Below are 17,189 nucleotides of genomic sequence, written 5' to 3' on the forward strand. Positions count from 1 at the left end.
GCCGTGGCTACACCGAAGAAGACCGAGGTCCGACTTCCCCCCAAGCGTGGCGTGAGCGGACGCCCCGGCGGACGACCGCCCGGCGCCCCCGTCGTGAAGAAGGCGACCGCTCGCGACTGGATCGCCGGAGCCCGCCTGCGCACCCTGCCGCTGGCGATCGCGCCGGTCGCCGTCGGAACGGCGGTCGCGTACATCCTCGGTGACAACGGCGAGTTCCACTGGCGTCGCGCCCTGCTCTGCCTGATCGTCGCGCTCTCGATCCAGATCGCCGTCAATTACGCCAACGACTACTCGGACGGAGTGCGCGGAACCGACAAGCACCGCGTCGGTCCGTCCCGCCTCACCGGGTCGGGAGCCGCGAAGCCGCGCACCGTACTCACCGTCGCCCTCGCGTTCTTCGGCATCGCCGCGGTCGCCGGCCTCGTGCTCGCGATCGGCACCGGCTACTACTGGCTCATCGCCGTGGGCGCTGTCTGCATCGTCGCCGCCTGGTTCTACACGGGTGGAAAGCGGCCCTACGGCTACAACGCACTCGGCGAGGTCTTCGTCTTCGTCTTCTTCGGGCTGGTCGCCACCGCCGGCACCACCTTCGTGCAGGCCGGCACCGTGAGTGTCGAGGCGTGGGCGGGCGGCACCGCGCTCGGCTTCTTCGCCTGTGCCGTGCTCATCGTGAACAATCTGCGCGACATCGAGCAGGATCGCATCGCCGGCAAGCGCACCCTGAGTGTGCTGATCGGTGCGCGCGCGTCACGCATCCTCTTCGGCATTTTTATGATTCTGCCGTTCGTGATCCTCGTCGGCTTCACGCTGCTCTACTTCAACACCGCCTATGGGTTCGTCGCGCTGATGCTCGCCCTGCCCGCGGTCATCATCGTGTCCACCGCCAAAACGCCGCCCGAGTTCATCCTCGCGCTCAAGCTCGCCAGCCTCGCGTCGCTCGTATACGGGATCGTGCTGGCGCTCGCCATCGCACTGTAGCCAGCTGTGCGGCTGTTTATTCAGCTGCGCGGCTCCGGCGCATCCTCGATGGCCTCGTCCGACTTCGCGTCGATTCCGGCGGCTCTGCGCGCCTGCAGGTCGGTCACCAGCTCATCCCGGCGACCTCGCAGGAAGAGGTAGGAGAAGCACAGGTTGAACACGGCGGCGATGATCGCCGCCAGCCAGAACGGCGTATTCGCCACCATGAGGATCGCGAACACCCCGAAGAAAAGCGCGACGCGGATGATGCTGTAGACGACCCAGGACTTCACCATCCCAGTGTAAGGACGCGCTCACTTAGAATTGACCGTATGCTCCGCATCCTGTTCCCGTTCCTCGTGATCGCCTTCGACATCTTCTGCATCGTCGACGTGATCCTCTCGAAGAGCTGGCAGATCAAGACGCTGAACAAGGTCTTCTGGATCATCATCATCCTGCTCCTTCCCGTCATCGGCGGAATCCTCTGGTTCATCTTCGGAAAGGACCGCGGCCAGGACTCGGCGCAGGGTTCAGCGCCCCGTCGTACCGTCGCGCCCGACGACGACCCGGCCTACCTGAGCAAGCTCGCCCGCGAGCAGGAGCAGCAGGATCGCATCCGCGACCTCGAAGCCCAGCTCGGCGACCTGGACGACCCCGACGAGAAGCCCGGCGATGACCGCAGCACGCGGGGCTAGCGCGCCCGCCACGGACTTCGCTGCAGCCCTGCTCGACGAGTTCGTCAGGCTCGGCGTGCGCGACGTCGTCCTCAGCCCGGGATCCCGCTCGCAGGCTCTCGCCCTCGTCGCCGCCGACCGCGCCCGCACCGGCTCGCTGCGCCTGCACGTGCGTATCGACGAACGCGTCGGCGGATTTCTCGCGCTCGGCCTCGCGGTGGAGACGGCGGCCCCCGTGCTGATCATCACCACCTCGGGAACGGCCGTCGCGAACCTGCACCCGGCCGTGCTTGAGGCGCACCACTCGGGCGTGCCGCTCATCGTGCTCTCTGCCGACCGACCTGCCGAGTTGCGCGGCATCGGCGGCAACCAGACCACGCAGCAGCCGGGCATCTTCGGTGCGGCCGTCCGTGCCGAATGGGACGTCCCCGCCCCCGTTGGAAATTCAGGACTCTTGCCATCGGGCTCATCGGGCTCATCGGGCGCTGTTGGCAATTCAGGAGAACGGGATGCCGCGGCCTCCCTCGCCCGTGACGCCTTCGCCGCGGCGGCGCGCGGTCCCGTGCACCTCAACCTCGCGTTCACCGAGCCGCTCTCGGGCGCCGTGCCGCCGGCCCCGGTCGACCAAAGTCCTGAAGTTCCAACGCCAGCCGCTGCGGAGCCAACGGAAGCTTCTGACCAAAGCCCTGAATTGCCAACGGCCACAGGCGTCCGGATCGCCGACCTCGCCTACGCCCCCGGCACCGTCGTCGTCGCAGGCACAGGCGCCGGCCAGCGTGCCGAGGCCGTCGCCCGCGCACTCGGCGCACCGCTGCTCGCTGAGGTCGCGAGCGGTGCGCACTTCGGCCCCAACCTCGTCGTGAACTACCGCGCCCTGCTCGACCGCGCCAACTTCGGTGACCGGGTCGAGCGCGTGATCGTGTTCGGGCATCCGACGCTGAGCCGCCAGGTGCCGGCGCTCATCCAGCGCGAGGGCGTGCAGACGATCGTCGTGAGCTCCGCCGCCCCCGACGACTACAACCCCGGCCACCGCGTCCATACGTTTGTCGATGACGTGCGCGTCACGACCGCGCCGGACGACTCGCCCGCCGCGCGGTCGTGGCTCGGGCGCTGGGTGACGACATCCCGCAACGAACTGGAACAGCACGATGCCCCCGACATCGCGATCGCGATCTCTAGCGAACCGGCCGACCAGGCCGCGTTCAACCGCGCCGTGCTCGCCGGTCTCAAAGCGCCGGTGACGAGGCGTGCGCTGGTCGAAGCCGTGTGGCGGATGACCTGGCCGCACGATCGGCTGGTGCTCGGGGCATCCCGCCTCATCCGCGAAACGGACACCGTGGTGCCGGGCAAGAAGGTCCGCGTGCACGCCAACCGCGGACTCGCCGGCATCGACGGCACGATCTCGACGGCGGTCGGCATCGCCCTTGCCAGCCAATCCCGCGAGGGCGCCCCGGCGAGCGGTGTCACCCGGGTGCTACTCGGCGACCTGGCCCTGCTGCACGATGTCGGTGCGCTGCTGATCGGGGCCGGGGAGACGCGTCCCCGCATCCAGGTGATCGTCGGCAACGACGGTGGCGGAACCATCTTCGACGGGCTCGAGGTGGCGGCATCCGCGAACGCCGAGGACCTCGACCGCGTGCTGCTCACCCCGCACGATGCGTCGATCGAGAACCTCGCGAAGGCCTACGGCTGGGAGTACCGCCGCGTCGAGAACCGTGGCCAGCTCGACGAGAAGCTCACCCCCGGCAACCTCCCGACCATCGTGGAAGTGCCGCTGCCGCGCTAACCTGAACCGCATGGAAGAGCTGCTGCGGGCCAACGAAGGATTCGACCTCTCGACACTGGACGCCGGCTCGACGCCCGGCTTCACCGGCAAGAAGGCCGACGGCGAGAAGGCTCTCGAGCTCGGCTCGGGCGAACTCGCGACGCTGCAGGAGAAGCTCTTTGCCGAGAGCCGCTTCGGCGGGCAGAAGAGCGTGCTACTCGTGCTGCAGGCGATGGACACGGCGGGTAAGGGCGGCATTGTCGACCACGTGCTCGGCGACACCAACCCGCAGGGCGTCAAGGCGTTCGCGTTCAAGGCGCCCACCGACGAGGAGAAGCAGCACGACTTCCTCTGGCGCATCCGCAAGCAGCTTCCGCCGGCGGGCTACATCGGTGTCTTCGACCGCTCGCACTACGAGGACGTGCTGATCCACCGCGTCCGCGGCTTCTCCACACCGGAGGCGATCGAGGAGCGGTATGGGCTCATCAACGAGTTCGAGGCCGAGCTGGTGGCATCCGGAACCACCCTGATCAAGGTGATGCTGCACATCTCGAAGGACGAGCAGAAGGAGCGCCTTGAGGCCCGCCTCGACGACCCGACCAAGCACTGGAAGTTCAACCCCGGCGACCTCGACGAGCGCGCCCTGTGGGCCGACTACCAGCAGGCCTACCAGGTCGCGATCGAGCGAACGGGGGATGTCCCGTGGCACGTCATTCCCGCGAACCACAAGTGGTACGCCCGCCTCGCGGTGCAGCGCCTGCTCCTCGAGAAGATGCGCGAACTGAAGCTGGACTGGCCGAAGGCCGACTACGACGTGGACGAGCAGAAGGCGCGGCTCGCGGATAGCTAGCGGTAAGCCCCGCGCTACCTAAAGGCCTCGACGATCGGCCGGAACTTCATCTTCGTCTCGGCGAGCTCCCGCTCGGGCTCGGACCCGACCACGATGCCGGCGCCCGCGTAGGCGGTGATGCGTCCGGTGCTCGACACGTGAGCGCAGCGCAACGCTACGGCCCACTCGCCGTCGCCATTCGCGCCGACCCAGCCGACCGGTCCGGCGTAGCGTCCGCGGTCGAAGGGTTCGAGCTGCTCGATGAGGTCCATCGCCTCACCGGTCGGCGCGCCCGCGACCGCGGCCGTCGGGTGCAGTGCCGCAATCAGATCGAGCGAGCTGGATCCGTCGCTCAGGCGTCCCTCGACGTCGCTTGCGAGGTGCCACAGGTTGGGTAGTTTGAGGGTGAACGGCAGTTCGCTCGCCATGAGCGTGTTGCTGTGCGGTTCGAGCACGCGCAGCACGCTGGCGAGGGCGAACGCGTGCTCGTCCAGGTCTTTGGTGGATGTCGCGAGCGCAACGGCCGCGTCCTGATCACTGTCGGCGTCGCTGCCCCGCCCGATGCTCCCGGCGAGAACGCGAGCGCTGACCTCGCCGTGATCGACGCGCACCAGCGTCTCGGGGCTGGAACCGATGAAGCCGTTCACGGAGTAGGTGAAGCAGTCCGGGTAGCCGACCGCGAGGTCGCTGAGCACGCGGCGCAGGTCGGCGCCCTCGGGCAGGTGGCCCACGAGGTCGCGGGCGATGACGACCTTGCGCACGGTACCGGCGGCGATGGCCGCGATCGCGGAGTCCACGGCGGCAGTGAAGGCTTCGGCCTTCATGGCCCCCGGCAGCAGGGAGATACGGTACTCAGGCCCGAATGCGGTGGGAGTGGGGACCGGGGCATCCGGAGCATCGGAGCCGGTGGTCACGATCCGGGTGATCCAGGCCTTGCCGTCACGGCGACCCACGATCACCGACGGAACGATCAGCACGCTTGTCGCGGCCGAGTCACGGGAGAAGGCGAAGGAGCCGAGCGCGATGAGGCCGGTGCCCGGCAGATCCACAGCATCGCTGACTTCCGACAGGGAGACCAGTTCGCGCCAGGCTGCGGAGGCCTCGCGCATTCGGTCCTCGCCGGTGAATTCGAGGCGAACGGCCTCGCCGAAGCCAGCCACGCCCTGTCCGCGGCGCACAAACAGCAGCGGATCGCGGGGATCGAGGAGCGGGACGAGTGGTCCGATCTCGTCGAGCGCGAGGGTTCGGACGGTGAGGGCGGGTAGGACTGCCGCTGGTTCGCTCACCTCTCCAGCGTACTCCCCGCTTGGCGAACAGCTTTCTCACTAGACTTGGGGGGTGACGAAAGCCGACTTGAACAAGGAGCCCGACGAGGTCGCGGGAATGTTCGACGGCGTTGCACGCCACTATGACCGCACCAACGATGTGCTCTCGGCGGGCAACGCTGTTCTGTGGCGTTTCGCGACCGTGCGGGCGATCGACCCGCAGGAGGGCGAGCGCATCCTGGATATCGCTGCGGGCACGGGAACGTCATCCATAGCCCTCACGAAGACCGGCGCTCGCGTCGTCGCCGTCGACTTCTCGGCCGGCATGGTCGCCGAGGGTCGCCGCAAGCACCCGATGCTCGAGTTTATCGAAGCCAACGCCGAGAAGCTGCCGTTCGGCGACAACGTGTTCGACGCCGTCACCATCAGCTTCGGACTGCGCAACATCAACGACCCGCGCGCCGCGCTCGCCGAGATGTACCGCGTGCTCAAGCCCGGTGGCCGCCTCGTCATCTGCGAGTTCTCAAAACCGCCGCGTGCGATCCTCCGCGCCGGCTACGGCGCATACATGAAGTACGTGATGCCGACCATCGTGCGCGTTACGAGCTCCAACGCCGAGGCGTACACCTACCTCAACGAGTCGATCAAGGCGTGGCCCGACCAGGGCGAGCTCAGCCGCTGGATCCGCGGTGTCGGATTCACCCGCGTCGCCTACCGCAACCTCACTGCCGGCGTCGTCGCCCTGCACCGCGGTCGCAAGCCGATCGAGGCCACGGTTCTCGCCTCCGTCGCCAAGCGCAAGAGCGCCGTCACCCGTCCTGTGAAGACCCAGGCGTCCTAGAACTTCCACCCACCGAGGCCGTCGCGGCTTCCCTGCAGATCGGCCAGAGAGTGAATTCGAGCGTTCCGCTTGCTCGTCGCAGCAACACGCTGAGCTCATCCCTCGGACTCGGGGAGAAACTCTTCGCCTCGAGCGATGAGCGCCGCTTCGTCAAGGCGATCGAAGACGGCCTCGAGATCGTCGAGCAGGGACTTCTCGTGGAGATGTCCTTCGCCGATGACATGGCCGACGTGACGAGCCGTTACCTGCTCGAGGCCGGCGGCAAGCGCGTTCGCCCGGTGCTCACCCTCCTCACCGCCCAGCTCGGTGACGGCAACAACGACAACGTGATGAAGGGCGCGAAGGCGATCGAGATCACGCACCTCGCCTCGCTGTACCACGACGACGTGATGGACGAGGCGCAGATGCGCCGCGGGGTCCCCTCCGCCCAGGCGGTGTGGGGCAACTCGGTCGCGATCCTCACCGGCGACCTACTGTTCGCCCGCGCGAGCAAACTCGTGGCCGGCCTGGGGGAGCGCGCCATCCGCCTGCAGGCCGACACCTTCGAGCGCCTGTGCCTCGGGCAGTTGCACGAGACACTCGGCCCGCGCGCGGGCGAGGACCCCATCCAGCACTACCTGCAGGTGCTCGCCGACAAGACCGGCTCGCTCATCGCGGCCGCGGCCGAGATCGGTGTGCTGTTCTCGAACGCCCCCGAAGAGTACCGCCTGCCGGTCGTCGAGTTCGGCGAGAAGATCGGTGTCGCCTTCCAGCTCATCGACGACATCATCGACCTCTCCCCGCAGACCGAGGAGACCGGCAAGATCGCCGGCACCGACCTGCGCAGCGGTGTCTCCACCCTGCCCCTGCTCTACCTGCGCGAGCTCGCGGCGACCGACCTCGATGCGGCCGACCTGCTCACCCGACTCGAGCGCGACGTGAACGCGGCCTTCTACGCTGCCGAGCAGGGAACGACGGTGGATGACGCGGCTCTCGCCGGGGCCATCGCCGAGCTGCGCGAGCACGACGTGACATCCCGAACCCGCACCGAAGCCCACCGCTGGGCCCGGGAGGCCGTGGACGCGCTTGCGCCCCTGCCCAACGGTCCGGTGAAGAAGGCGCTGTCCCGCTTCGCGGAGACCGTCGTCGAGCGCAGCAACTAACCCCACCCAGGAACGGAAGAAACACTGTGACCAAGCTCAGGCTGGCCATCGTCGGAGCAGGACCCGCGGGCATCTACGCGGCCGACATCATCCTCAAGGCCGAGAAGCAGTTCGACGTCTCGATCGACCTGTTCGAGCAGCTGCCCGCGCCCTACGGGCTGGTGCGCTACGGCGTCGCCCCCGACCACCCGCGCATCAAGGGCATCATCACGGCCCTTCGCGAGGTTCTGGATACCGGTCGCATCCGCCTGTTCGGCAATGTTCTCTACGGTCGCGACGTGACGCTCGACGATCTCAAGCAGCACTACAACGCCGTCATCTTCTCCACCGGTGCCGTGCGCGACGCCGACCTCGCCATCCCGGGAATCGACCTCGACGGAAGCTACGGCGCCGCCGACTTCGTGAGCTGGTTCGACGGCCACCCCGACGTGCCGCGCGAGTGGCCGCTCGAGGCGAAGGAGGTCGCCGTGATCGGCAACGGTAACGTCGCCCTCGACGTCGCTCGAATGCTCGCCAAGCACGCCGAAGACCTGCTGCCGACCGAGATCCCCGAGAACGTGCACGCCGGTCTCGCCGCCTCGCCGGTCACCGACGTCCACGTCTTCGGACGCCGCGGACCCGCCCAGGTCAAGTTCACGCCGCTCGAGCTGCGCGAGCTCGGGGAACTGAACGACGTCGACATGATTCTGCACGAAGAGGACTTCGACTACGACGAGGCGTCGAAGGCGGCCATCGCCACGAACAAGCAGGTGCTGGTCATCGACCGGGTGCTCACCAAGTGGCGCGAGCGCGAGGTCGGTGGCGCATCCCGTCGCCTGCACCTGCACTTCTACGCCAAGCCGCTCGAGGTGCTCGGTGAAGAGGGCCGGGTGACCGGCTATCGCTGGGAGCGCACGAAGCCCGACGGTGCCGGCGGCGTTGTGGGCACAGGGGAGATCCGCGAGATCCCGATCCAGGCGCTGTACCGCGCGGTGGGCTACTTCGGGTCGCCGCTCGATGGGATCCCGTTCGATGAGAAGCGCGGCGTCATCCCGAACCGCGAAGGCCAGGTGCTGGACGACAACGACGAGCTGGTGCCAGGGGTCTACGCGACCGGCTGGATCAAGCGTGGACCGGTCGGCCTCATCGGCCACACGAAGAGCGACGCCATGGAGACCGTGCGCCACGTCATCAACGATCAGGCCAACTGGTGGGCTCCGGCACACCCCGAGGAGGAGGCCATCGTTGCCCTGCTCCGCGACCGCGGTGTCGAGTTCACGAACCTCGACGGCTGGCACAACCTCGACCAGCACGAGCTCGCGCTCGGCGAGGCCGTGGGTCGCACCCGCATCAAGGTTGTGCCCCGCGACGAGATGGTGACGGTCAGCAACAAGGCCTGAGCTGACCGCTACTGCACCGCGGCGGTCAGGCGCGCGACATTGTCGAGCACGCGGGCGGGGAGTGGGCGCTCCATCCACTCGTCGAGGCTCAACTCGCGGCTCTTCGAGCGGTACTCCGCCTCGATGCCGCGCAGATCCTCGACGAAGCTGCGGCCGTGCACCATGACCGAGATCTCGAGGTTGAGGCTGAACGAGCGCATGTCCATGTTGCTCGAGCCGATCACCGCCACCTCGTCATCGATCGTGAAGAACTTGGAGTGCAGCACGGTCGGCGAGCGGTAGAGCCAGATGTGCACGCCGGCCTTGAGCAGCGCCTCGTAGTAGCTGCGCTGGGCGTGGTAGACGAGCGGCTGGTCACCGATCTCCGAGACGAACAGGTCGACCTGGATGCCCTTCTGCGCGGCTGTCGTGATCGCGTAGAGCATCGACTCGTCGGGCACGAAGTAGGGGCTCGAGATCATGATGCGCTCCTGCGCCATGTAGAGCAGTGAGTTGAACAGGCGCAGGTTGTTCTCTCCCGCGAAGCCCGGACCGCTTGGCACCACCTGCGCGTCGAGGGCGTTGGTGAGCTTCGGCCGTGGCACGTCGCTTGTCTCGCGCAGCAGCAGCTCGTCGGTCTCCGAATACCAGTCGGTCACGAACAGCGCGTTGATGCCGGCGACGATCGGACCCTCGAACCTCACCATGAGGTCCTTCCACTGCAGTCCGCGCTTGATGTTGCCGCGCTTGTTGTAGCTCGGGTCGATGATGTTCTGCGAACCGGTGAAGGCGACGGTCCCGTCGACCACGAGGATCTTGCGGTGGTTGCGCAGGTCGGGGCGCTGCCACTTGCCCTGCAGCGGCTGGATCGGCAGCATCAGGTGCCAGTCCACGCCCATCCGGTTGAACCGGCGCACCGTGCGGTAGTAGTCCTTGGTGCGCAGGCCGGCGACGTGGTCGAGCAGCACCCGCACGTGCAGGCCGCGCTTTACGGCGTTCTCGAGCGCGTCGAAGAACGGTGCGGTCGTCTTGTCGTGGGCGAAGATGTAGAACTCCGCGTGCACGTACTTCTTGGCGCCGTCGATCGCCTCGGTCATCGCGGCGAGTGAGGAGACGGGCTCGCCGAACAGCTTCGCGGTGTTTCCGCCGACCAGCGGCATGGCGCCCAGCGTTCGGTTCAACTCGACGACCGGGTCGAGCCACGGGTGGTCGTGGCTGACGTCGTCGAATCCCTCGGTGGTGTCGAGGATGTAGTCGTTGATCTCGCGTTGCTTCAGGCGACGCTTCTTCGGCAGGCGTCGGCTGCCGAACAGCAGGAACAGCAGGATGCCCACGAAGGGCAGGAAGAAGATCGCGAGCAGCCAGGCCATGGCCGTCTGCGGGCGTCGATTGCGCGGGATGATAATGACCGAGAGCACCCGGATGACCAGGTCGATGCCGAATCCGACGCCGAGGGCGATCTTCCACCAATCATCAGCCGTCATGGCCGAAGTCTACCGAGGGCTCGGGGCTATCCCGGTGTTCCCCCAGCTTGCGAGGGCGTCGGTGATATGGGTCGGTGCGAGCATGAACAGCGGCTGAAGCTCCTCCCAGCCGCGCTCTTTCGTGCGCTTCGCATAGTCCTCGTGTGCGGCATCCACCGGGTTGCTCGTGTCGAGACCGCCGCCCTCCGTGCCGATCACAGCGAGGTGGTACATCCACACCGAACCGTCCGCCTCGGTGTGCTTGAAGGTCGCCTCGAAGGCCGCTCGCTCGGCCGGCAGGGTGGCGACGCACTCCTCGTAGCGATCGGTCAGCATCTGCATCCACTCGTCGAGCTGCGCCTCCTTGCCGTCGAGCAGCTTCGCGCGGCTGAGCTCGAGGCTCAGCCCGGCCGGCACTGTCGGCGGCATCGGATGCCCGACGAACTCGAAATCCGGGCGAAACGGGGTGAACGGTTCCGTCATCTCTTTTTGCCCCCTGCTTTCGGTGCGGGTGCCGGGATGACGCTCTCCGCCTCGGCGATCTGGCTCGCGGCATGCGCGTCCGGGCGATAGATCTCGTCGAAGACCCCGAGCACGGTGGGCGCGCGGTAGCTCGGATCCTTCGCGCGCTTGCGATCGTTCTCCCACCGGAACCAGGTCGGCCAGAACGCGATGCTCGCAGCAAACAGTGCGACAACGATCAGGGCGACCAGGCCGACGTCCATGTACTACCTGAAGTTTACGAACTGCAGGTCGACGTCCAGGTCCTTGCCCTTGAGCAGGGCCATGGTGGCCTGGAGGTCGTCACGGCTCTTCGACTGCACGCGCAGCTCGTCGCCCTGGATCTGCGACTTGACGCCCTTCGGCCCCTCGTCACGGATGATTTTGGAGACTTTCTTCGCGTCCTCGCTCGAGATGCCGTTCTTCAGCGAGATCTCGATGCGGAATTCCTTGCCGCTCGCGAACGGCTCCCCGGTGTCGAGGGCGCGCAGCGAGATGCCGCGCTTGATGAACTTCTGCTCGAGCACCTCGAGAACGGCCTTGACGCGCTCCTCGGCACTCGCCTTGAGGAGAAGCTTCTCGCCGCTCCACTCGATCGATGCGCCGACGCCCTTGAAGTCGTAGCGCGTCTGGATCTCCTTCTGCGCCTGGTTGACGGCGTTGTCCGCCTCCATTTTGTCGACCTTGCTGACGATGTCGAATGTGGAATCTGCCATGCCCCCATGGTAGAACCAAGACCGTGCCTTCGAGACGAATAGCGATTATTGCCGCAGCGATCATCGGGGGACTCGCAGTACTGGTCGCGGGAGTGTGGGTGCTGCTCGCGCCCATCGAGCGGCTCAGTCATCCGTCCGAACCGGTCGAGGCCAATGTGCCCACCTGGTCGCAGCAGGCTGCCCTGCCCCCGCTCTGGGACGATCGCACGCCGGGCAACATCGGGTTGCTCACCGACCCGGTGTGGCTGGATTCCCTGTCGGCCGAGACGGGCATCCCGGAGCGCGCACTCACCGCCTACGCGGGTTCGGCGATCGCGAAGAACGAGTTCACCTCCGGCTGCGGCATCGGCTGGAACACCCTCGCGGCGATCGGCTATGTCGAGAGCCGACACGGCACGCACGGCGGTTCGATCATTGACGAGGATGGCGTGACGACGCCGCCGATCTACGGCGTGATCCTCGATGGCGGGGATACCGCCAACATCCCCGACACCGACGGCGGCGCCTTCGATGGGCTGGACGACATCGACCGTGCGGTCGGCCCGATGCAGTTCATCCCGCAGGCTGCAGCCAACTGGCTGGGCGACGCGAACGCCGACGGTGTCGCCGACGCGCAGAACATCGACGACGCGGCCCTCGCCGCCGCGCACTACCTGTGCCGAGCGGGCGGGGACCTGCGCACCGAGGAGGGCTGGAAGCGCGCGATCGCCGCGTACAACTCCGCGCCTTCCTACCTCATCAAGGTCGCGGCGAAGGCGAATGAGTACCTGGACGCGGCCCGGGCTAACGACGAGGGGTAGCCGGGCGCGCGGTGCTCGAGCGCACCACCAGCTCGTAGTTGAGGGGCGTGTTCACCGTGCTCTGGTCGCGGTGGCCGGGGTGCAGCTGGTCCATGAGGATCTCGACCGCGAGTCGGCCCTGCGCCGCCGGGAACTGCGCGATGGTGCTCAGGCCGAAGAACTCGGCCAGCTCGTGGTCGTCGATGCCGATGATCGACACGTCGCCCGGCACGGTGAGTCCGAGGTCGCGCGCGGCGAGGATCGCACCGATCGCCATCTCGTCGGATGCCGCGAACACCGCGGTCGGGCGCTTGCGGGGATTGCCGAGCAGCTGTTTCGCCGCGGCATAGCCGCCCTGGATGGTGAAGTCGCCCGAGCGGAACAGCTCCGGGTCGACAGGCACACCGACAGCGAGCAGTGCTGACTCGTAGCCGGCCCGGCGGTTGGTGGGCACGTGGAAGTCCGTCTCCGACTCCTCGGTCTCGCCGATGTGCCCGATGCTGCGGTGGCCGAGCGAGAGCAGATGCTCCGTGGCGAGACGGCCGAGCTCGACATCCGCGATACTCAGGGTGCGCACCCCGGGCAGGGGGCCGCCGACGCCGACGATCGGCTTGTTCATTGCGAGGAGGCGGCCGACCTCTCCCGGGGTGAGTTCGAGGGATATGGCGATCACGGCATCCACTCTCTTACGCAGCAGGAAGTGCTCGAACACGAGCCTGCGCTCGTCGCCGCCACCGCTCAGGTTATAGAGGGTCAGGTCGTAGCCGTGGGTCAGCAGAGCCTGCTCGGCGCCTTCGATGACCGAACTGAAGAACCAGCGGTTGAGGAACGGGATCACCACACCGACGTTCTTGGTGCGTCCGGTCGCGAGACTCGACGCATTGGATGAGACGACGTAGCCGAGCTCGAGGGCCGCAGCCTGCACGCGGTCGCGGGTCGCGGCGGACACGTGGCCGTTGCCGCTCAGCGCGCGGGAGACGGTGGCCGTCGAGACACCGGCGAGCTGGGCAACTTCGATGATTCCAGGCATGGGTGCGGTACCTCTTTCGCTGTCCGAATCCTAGCTGCACGCTTCTCGGACGCCCCTCGCCGGCGGCGCGATTTTGCTCAGGCGAAAGGCACGCTATTCTTATTCAGCGCGTTCGGTCAGATGAATACATGTGGACGAGGGCGCCTTGGCAAGTTACCCTAGCGGCCAAAGGGAGCTGACTGTAAATCAGCCGTTTTCAACTTCGGGGGTTCGAATCCCTCACTTGCCACCAGTACACGAAGGTCCCGGTTCGCCGGGGCCTTTGCTGGTTAACTACTCAGTCCTGAGGATGACACCGCTCACCCTCCCGCCCGACGCGGGCCCCACCGCTCCTGCGGTGAACTGCTGTTATGAATCGCATCGCGCTCGCTTTGTCCGTTGTCGCAGCGTCTACGGTCCTCGGCGGTTGCGCGGCGTTCGGCGGCCCGACCGTGAGTGACACCCACTTCGCCGACGACGCGGAGGCGCTCAATTCGAAGCTGGCGGCGCACATCCCGGGCATTCTGCCGCTGGATGCCGAAAACGTCGATCTCGCGGTGAGCTCGTCGGCGGGGGCTCGGCTGCGCTGGACGTCGCCGGGCGGGATCACCGCGACCTACTGTGAGCCCGGGCCGATCTCGGGCACGCCGACCGATCTGGGGGTGGGCTGGTGGCCGAAAACGGTACTCACGGAGGGCTACGACTGCGGGAGCTGGATGGTGTTCGAGACTCAGGGTGCGTACTACGCGTGGGACACGGAGCAATAGTTCGGCGGCTGTGAGCTCGTCCTGGTTGATCGGGCCAGCGCTTGTTCGGCCGCGGTGGATGGGCCCGCGCACACACCACAACCCGGCCGCGCGGCCTACGCTCGTTCTATGTCCTTCGACGATCTGCTCCGGATAGCGCGCGACACAGCCCTGGCCGGGGGCGAACTGGCCGCTCGACGCCGCAGGGAGGGTGTCTCGGTTGCGGCCTCGAAGTCAAGCCCGGTCGACATCGTCACGGAGGCGGACCGGGAGACCGAGGCGCTCATCCGCGCGCTGCTCGCCGATGCGCGGCCGGACGACGGCTTCTACGGCGAGGAGAGCGACGCGAGCGAGAGCGCAAGCGGGCTCACCTGGATCGTCGATCCAATCGACGGCACGGTGAACTTCTTGTACGGGTTTCCGCACTACGCGGTAAGCATCGCTGTTGTCGAGGGCGGACCGGACCCGCTCGTCTGGCGTGCGCTCGCCGCATGCGTATTCAACCCGGCGACCGGAGAGGTGTACACCGCGACCGAGGGCGGTGGCGCATACCTCGGGGATGCCGCGGCCGTCACGCCCGCCCGGCTCGCCGTCGCCCCGCCCGTACCGATCGGACAGGCGCTGGTCGGCACCGGTTTCGCCTACGACTCGGATATGCGTGGAGTGCAGGGTGCGCTCGTCGCGAGCCTGCTGCCTCAGGTGCGGGATATCCGTCGTATGGGCACCGCATCCCTCGACCTGTGCGCTGTCGCGGCGGGGCGCCTCAACGCCTACTTCGAGCGCACGTTGAGCCCGTGGGATCATGCGGCCGGCGCCCTGATCGCCCGTGAGGCGGGTGCGACAGTCAAGGGGCTTCGGGATGCCGCTCCCAGCCGCGACTTCATCCTCGCCGCCGAGCCGGAGTTGGCGCGTGTGCTCGAGGCACGCCTGGTCGAGCTCGGCGTCTGACCGCCGCTTGTCCCGCGCGTTCAGAGTCTGAACGAGTCGTGCCCAAGAGTTCGCAGTGGCTCCGGCGGTCTCCCCCTCCTCTTCGTGGGGTGGCTGGTCGTGGGCAAAGGGGCTAACGTGGAGAAATCCGTTGCCCGGAGGCCTGTGAGCCCCGCGGTGACCACCCGAAGAACTGGATCGGCCCGTGCTGTGCGCCGATAACTTTTTAGAGGAGTACCCGAGATGGCCTTACGCGTGCGTGGCATTTCGCGGAACCTCGATTCGGCTTCATTCGGCTCGTTCTTCGTATCCGCCTTGGGCACGGGGGCGCTTCGCCCGTGACCGATCCTTCGACCGAGCAGCCTCTCACTCGCCGCCAGCGCCGCGAGCTCGAGGCGGCTGGATTGTCGGCCCCGTCTCCGTCATCCGCGGCGGTTCGCCCGCCGATTGATGCTTCCCACCCGTTCGAGCAGTTCTTCACCGTGAATGCGTCGGAGCGCACCGGTAGCGAACCCACTGTCGCTGCCGTGCAGCACTCGCGGGTCGAGCACGCCGTGCCGATCGACGCGGCCGCTTCTTCGGTCGCATCCGACCCAGCGAGTCTGGGCTCCGCAGTCGTCCCGGCTCTTCCCTCGCCATCGACCACGCACGCGGAGAGCGTGGAGTTACCGCCCTTCGTCGCCACCGCTTACCCGAAGCGCACAGGCGGCCCCGTTCGTAAGCGACGGCTGACCGCGCGCGAGAAGTCCCGTCTTCGGGCTGCCGCGGCACGCTCGCCTCGGTCGGCTCTTGTCTCCTCCCGCCTTTTCTCCATGGTCGCCATGCTGTTCGCGGGCGCCCTGTTGGTTGGTGTCTCGGTGCCGGCGAATGCGATCATGGGGCCGGTCGCCGATCCGGAGGCTCTCGCGGAGACTGAGTTCGTGCCCGGCCAGGCACTGGCCGTCTCCAGTGACGTGGTCGCAGCGGCGGCATCTCCAAAACGGGAACTGCCGACAGTCACCTCCTACGCTGAGCAGTTGCGGGAGCGCTACGGCAATCGCAGCTACACCTACAAGGCGACGACGGGTGCGATCCGTTGGCCATTCGCGTACGCGGTGCCGATTACGGACGGGTACGGCGAGCGGGTGGCCCCGTGCCGTGGGTGTTCGACCTTCCACCAGGGTGTCGATTTCACTCCCGGTGATGGTACGCCGATCACCGCCATCGCTGCGGGTACCGTCGTCTTCACGGAGGTGACGAACAGTGGAATCGGCAACCAGGTGCGTATCGAGCACCTGATCGGCAATTCCAAGATCACGAGCGTCTACGCGGGGATGCAGATGAACTCGAGTCCAATGAAGGTCGGTGATCTCGTCAAGGTCGGCGATTTCGTCGGTCTCGTCGGTGCGACCGGCGTAGCCACAGGCCCTCATCTGCACTTCGAACTCATGGTCAGCGAGATCAAGGTCGACCCCTTCGCCTGGCTGACCAAGAACGCCACCAACGCGGGTTGATCTCAGCACAAGTGATGACGCGTGCCGGTAACGGGCGTGAGGTGAGTGCGGTGCTCGTGGTCCCGGGCGCCGGTTGATTGCACGGATCAAAGAACCGTTTCTCGATCGCTTGGTGAGCGCCCGGATGAGCAACGGGTGGGGTGTGGTGGCGGGGTCCTTCTCGTAGCGGGTGGGGGCTTAGGTCGCCTGAGCTGACCGTGGGCAGGTTGGCGCCGGTCATCGTGTTCTGGCTAGTAGTTCGGTGAGGGCGGCGCTTTTGGAGCGCAGCAGGATGGGGGTCTGGTCGGGGTCGAGATCCGGTGGCGGAACCAGCCGGTATTCGGGCCCGGTGCGGAGGATCTCCCAGTGGTTGTTGTGGAGCAGCAGGTGGTGGTGTTTGCAGAGCAGGATGCCGTCGGCGGTGTTGGTGTTGCCGCCGTCTCTTACCCAGTGGTCGATGTGGTGGGCTTCGGTCCAGCAGGCGGGTCGGTCGCAGCCGAGCCACATGCAGCCACCGTCCCGGGCGGCGAGGGCCTGTTTTTGTCGTTTGGTGAATAGTCTCTGTTCCCGTCCGAGGTCGAGGATCTGACCGGCGCTGTCGAACAGGATCGGGACGGTGGTGCCGGTGCACGCCAAACGTTCCGCCGTCTGCACGGACACCGGCGTCGGTGAGCCCTCGATCCGGGCGTGACCGGTGCGGGTGTCGAGCGACTCAGCGGCCACGAGAATCTTCACCACCGGTCCA

The 17,189-nt window shown here is 67.1% G+C and carries 19 protein-coding genes and 1 tRNA gene; 12 read left to right on the top strand and 8 right to left on the bottom strand.

Features of this window, described 5'->3' with window-relative positions; genetic code table 11:
• Positions 1–3: 3 nt before the first annotated feature.
• Positions 4–978: a 1,4-dihydroxy-2-naphthoate polyprenyltransferase gene (locus EYE40_RS14170; RefSeq protein WP_420810058.1), complete on the top strand. Its 975-nt coding sequence runs from the start codon at positions 4–6 to the stop codon at positions 976–978.
• A gap of 20 nt (positions 979–998) precedes the next feature.
• Here the strand turns inward: EYE40_RS14170 and EYE40_RS14175 are convergent, their stop codons facing one another.
• Entirely contained in the window at positions 999–1,250 is a 252-nt protein-coding gene (locus tag EYE40_RS14175) for a DUF4229 domain-containing protein (protein ID WP_161972404.1), read from the bottom strand.
• A 39-nt stretch (positions 1,251–1,289) separates the two neighbouring features.
• Between EYE40_RS14175 and EYE40_RS14180 the strand changes: the two genes are divergently transcribed.
• The 3 genes from EYE40_RS14180 to EYE40_RS14190 are packed head-to-tail and all read left to right on the top strand — an operon-like array spanning position 1,290 to position 4,246.
• Positions 1,290–1,652 (top strand): PLD nuclease N-terminal domain-containing protein, encoded by a 363-nt coding sequence (locus tag EYE40_RS14180; protein WP_240034828.1) that lies wholly within the window; start codon positions 1,290–1,292, stop codon positions 1,650–1,652.
• Positions 1,630–3,417, top strand: coding sequence for a 2-succinyl-5-enolpyruvyl-6-hydroxy-3-cyclohexene-1-carboxylic-acid synthase (gene menD / locus EYE40_RS14185; protein WP_130982628.1), 1,788 nt, complete (start codon positions 1,630–1,632; stop codon positions 3,415–3,417). The genes EYE40_RS14180 and menD overlap by 23 nt, the downstream gene beginning before the upstream one ends.
• Before the next feature lie 10 nt (positions 3,418–3,427).
• Entirely contained in the window at positions 3,428–4,246 is an 819-nt protein-coding gene (locus tag EYE40_RS14190) for a PPK2 family polyphosphate kinase (RefSeq protein WP_130982630.1), read from the top strand.
• A gap of 14 nt (positions 4,247–4,260) precedes the next feature.
• On the opposite strand, the gene EYE40_RS14195 is transcribed toward EYE40_RS14190, so the two are convergent.
• The gene (locus tag EYE40_RS14195; RefSeq protein ID WP_130982632.1) at positions 4,261–5,511 is read right to left on the bottom strand and encodes an isochorismate synthase; all 1,251 of its coding nucleotides are present in this window, start codon (positions 5,509–5,511) and stop codon (positions 4,261–4,263) included.
• Between the two features lie 52 nt (positions 5,512–5,563).
• Here EYE40_RS14195 and ubiE point away from each other — a divergent pair, with 52 nt between their 5' ends.
• Genes ubiE through EYE40_RS14210 form a run of 3 tightly spaced genes read left to right on the top strand, consistent with a single transcriptional unit; the run spans position 5,564 to position 8,852 of the window.
• The gene (ubiE, locus tag EYE40_RS14200) at positions 5,564–6,331 is read left to right on the top strand and encodes a bifunctional demethylmenaquinone methyltransferase/2-methoxy-6-polyprenyl-1,4-benzoquinol methylase UbiE (RefSeq protein ID WP_130982634.1); all 768 of its coding nucleotides are present in this window, start codon (positions 5,564–5,566) and stop codon (positions 6,329–6,331) included.
• A 50-nt stretch (positions 6,332–6,381) separates the two neighbouring features.
• Complete coding sequence (locus tag EYE40_RS14205) at positions 6,382–7,473, top strand: polyprenyl synthetase family protein (protein WP_130982636.1); 1,092 nt, start codon at positions 6,382–6,384, stop codon at positions 7,471–7,473.
• Positions 7,474–7,499: 26 nt separating this feature from the next.
• A complete protein-coding gene (locus tag EYE40_RS14210; protein WP_130982638.1) occupies positions 7,500–8,852 on the top strand; it encodes an FAD-dependent oxidoreductase in 1,353 nt (450 codons plus the stop codon).
• 8 nt (positions 8,853–8,860) lie between these two features.
• On the opposite strand, the gene cls is transcribed toward EYE40_RS14210, so the two are convergent.
• The 4 genes from cls to EYE40_RS14230 are packed head-to-tail and all read right to left on the bottom strand — an operon-like array spanning position 8,861 to position 11,511.
• Positions 8,861–10,315: a cardiolipin synthase gene (cls, locus tag EYE40_RS14215; RefSeq protein WP_130982640.1), complete on the bottom strand. Its 1,455-nt coding sequence runs from the start codon at positions 10,313–10,315 to the stop codon at positions 8,861–8,863.
• A gap of 9 nt (positions 10,316–10,324) precedes the next feature.
• A complete protein-coding gene (locus EYE40_RS14220) occupies positions 10,325–10,777 on the bottom strand; it encodes a DUF6176 family protein (protein ID WP_240034829.1) in 453 nt (150 codons plus the stop codon).
• A complete protein-coding gene (locus EYE40_RS14225; protein ID WP_130982642.1) occupies positions 10,774–11,019 on the bottom strand; it encodes a hypothetical protein in 246 nt (81 codons plus the stop codon). The genes EYE40_RS14220 and EYE40_RS14225 overlap by 4 nt, the downstream gene beginning before the upstream one ends.
• A gap of 3 nt (positions 11,020–11,022) precedes the next feature.
• Positions 11,023–11,511, bottom strand: a complete 489-nt coding sequence (locus EYE40_RS14230) for a YajQ family cyclic di-GMP-binding protein (RefSeq protein WP_130982643.1) — start codon at positions 11,509–11,511, stop codon at positions 11,023–11,025.
• Between the two features lie 23 nt (positions 11,512–11,534).
• Here EYE40_RS14230 and EYE40_RS14235 point away from each other — a divergent pair, with 23 nt between their 5' ends.
• A complete protein-coding gene (locus EYE40_RS14235; protein WP_161972405.1) occupies positions 11,535–12,311 on the top strand; it encodes a lytic transglycosylase domain-containing protein in 777 nt (258 codons plus the stop codon).
• Here EYE40_RS14235 and EYE40_RS14240 read toward each other — a convergent pair.
• Positions 12,295–13,320 (bottom strand): LacI family DNA-binding transcriptional regulator, encoded by a 1,026-nt coding sequence (locus tag EYE40_RS14240; protein ID WP_130982647.1) that lies wholly within the window; start codon positions 13,318–13,320, stop codon positions 12,295–12,297. The genes EYE40_RS14235 and EYE40_RS14240 overlap by 17 nt on opposite strands.
• Before the next feature lie 147 nt (positions 13,321–13,467).
• On the opposite strand from EYE40_RS14240, the gene EYE40_RS14245 reads away from it, so the two are divergent.
• The 4 genes from EYE40_RS14245 (at position 13,468) to EYE40_RS14260 (ending at position 16,465) form a co-directional block, all read left to right on the top strand.
• Positions 13,468–13,552: transfer RNA gene (locus EYE40_RS14245), tRNA-Tyr, on the top strand.
• A 118-nt stretch (positions 13,553–13,670) separates the two neighbouring features.
• Positions 13,671–14,066 (top strand): hypothetical protein, encoded by a 396-nt coding sequence (locus EYE40_RS14250; RefSeq protein WP_130982649.1) that lies wholly within the window; start codon positions 13,671–13,673, stop codon positions 14,064–14,066.
• Between the two features lie 108 nt (positions 14,067–14,174).
• Entirely contained in the window at positions 14,175–14,993 is an 819-nt protein-coding gene (locus EYE40_RS14255) for an inositol monophosphatase family protein (protein ID WP_130982651.1), read from the top strand.
• A 317-nt stretch (positions 14,994–15,310) separates the two neighbouring features.
• Positions 15,311–16,465 carry a M23 family metallopeptidase gene (locus EYE40_RS14260; RefSeq protein ID WP_130982653.1) on the top strand — a complete coding sequence of 385 codons (1,155 nt, stop codon included), beginning with the start codon at positions 15,311–15,313 and terminating at the stop codon, positions 16,463–16,465.
• Between the two features lie 216 nt (positions 16,466–16,681).
• Here the strand turns inward: EYE40_RS14260 and EYE40_RS14265 are convergent.
• Positions 16,682–17,189 (bottom strand): HNH endonuclease signature motif containing protein (locus EYE40_RS14265; protein ID WP_130982655.1); only part of this gene is annotated, 508 nt, incomplete at its 5' end.

Origin of the sequence: Glaciihabitans arcticus, assembly GCF_004310685.1 — a bacterium.
Lineage (GTDB): Bacteria > Actinomycetota > Actinomycetes > Actinomycetales > Microbacteriaceae > Conyzicola > Conyzicola arctica.